The organism is Promicromonospora sp. NPDC057488 (assembly GCF_042802395.1).
GTDB lineage: Bacteria > Actinomycetota > Actinomycetes > Actinomycetales > Cellulomonadaceae > Promicromonospora.
In genome coordinates this window covers 1-1122 of the sequence record NZ_JBHVEG010000346.1, presented here as the reverse complement: position 1 = coordinate 1122, position 1122 = coordinate 1, and the positions used below count along the sequence as shown (strand labels likewise).

The following is a 1122-nucleotide window of genomic DNA, read 5'->3' as shown; positions in this document are numbered from 1 at the left end:
GCACACGGTCGGCCGCCGCTTCGTCACATCATCAGCAGGTGACCACGCCCCATGCGCTCGCCCTCCGCCGGATCGCGGTGCAGATTCAGTCGCTCACCAACGGTGAGGCTCCACACGCCCGCTTCTTCTCCGCCGACAAAGAACCGCCGAGAGTCCCTCCGGCCGTACCGTACGACCGGGCGACCCGGCCGGTGGTCGCCGACGCCGTGGCGGCGGAGCGGGTGCTACGGGTCCGCCGAGGTGTCTACGTGGAGCCGTCGGCGACGGACCGGCCGTTCGACGCAGAGTTCCTGGCACAGGTCAGGGGCGTGGTCGAGGCCCTGAGTACGGAGTTCTGGGTCAGCCACACGGCGGCGGCTCGGCTGCACGGCCTGTGGACGTTCCGTGACCCCGGAAGGGTCCATGTCACGCAGGAACGCAACCCGTGCGTCAAGGAGGAGGGCCGACTTGAGCGTCACTGGACCCAGGCGCTGCCGGCACGGGACAAGACGATGATCGGCGACGTACCTGTCACCACCCTCGAGCGCACCATCGTGGACGTCGCGTGCAGCAGTCCGCTCCCCTGTGCGGTCGTCACGGCGACGTCGGGGTTTCGAGCGGGCGCAGATCCCACCGTCGTCGAGCACATCCTCGACGAGCGCGCCGGTGGACGCGGCGTCGTGCAGGCCCGGAGGGTGATGGAGCTGTGCGACCCGGACTGCGCCGCTCCGGGCGAAGCACTGGTGCGACTAGCAGCCATCGAAGGCGGGCTCCCTGTTCCCCAGGTGCAGGTACCGGTCGCTATCCCGACCGGGACGGCGTGGCTCGACCTCGGCTGGCCGGCGATCAAGGCAGGGCTGGAGTTCGACGGCGATGTGAAGTTCTCCGGCGTCTTCGGGGACCCGGCCGCTGCCCGCGACCACCAGGCCGTGCGCGCTGCCGGGCTGGACCAGGTCGAGTGGTCCGTCGAGAGCGTCATCTGGGACGAGAGCCTGGACTTCCAGACGCTGCAGGAACGGGTGTGGGCTTTCTACCGGCGGGCTCTCGCTCGGTCAGCTGGGGTCGGAGCCAGCCAGCGAGGTGTCTCGGTGTTCGCTGGAGCATGACACCCGGAGTAGGTGAAGGCCCCGCCGACCGTGTGGT

General features: G+C 69.7%; 1 protein-coding gene. It reads left to right on the top strand.

Translation table 11 applies throughout. From position 1 onward, the window contains the following. Positions 1-1085, top strand: a 1085-nt coding sequence (locus ACFU5G_RS29910; RefSeq protein ID WP_377252791.1) for a hypothetical protein, incomplete at its 5' end; no start/stop codon positions are given. Positions 1086-1122 lie beyond the last annotated feature (37 nt).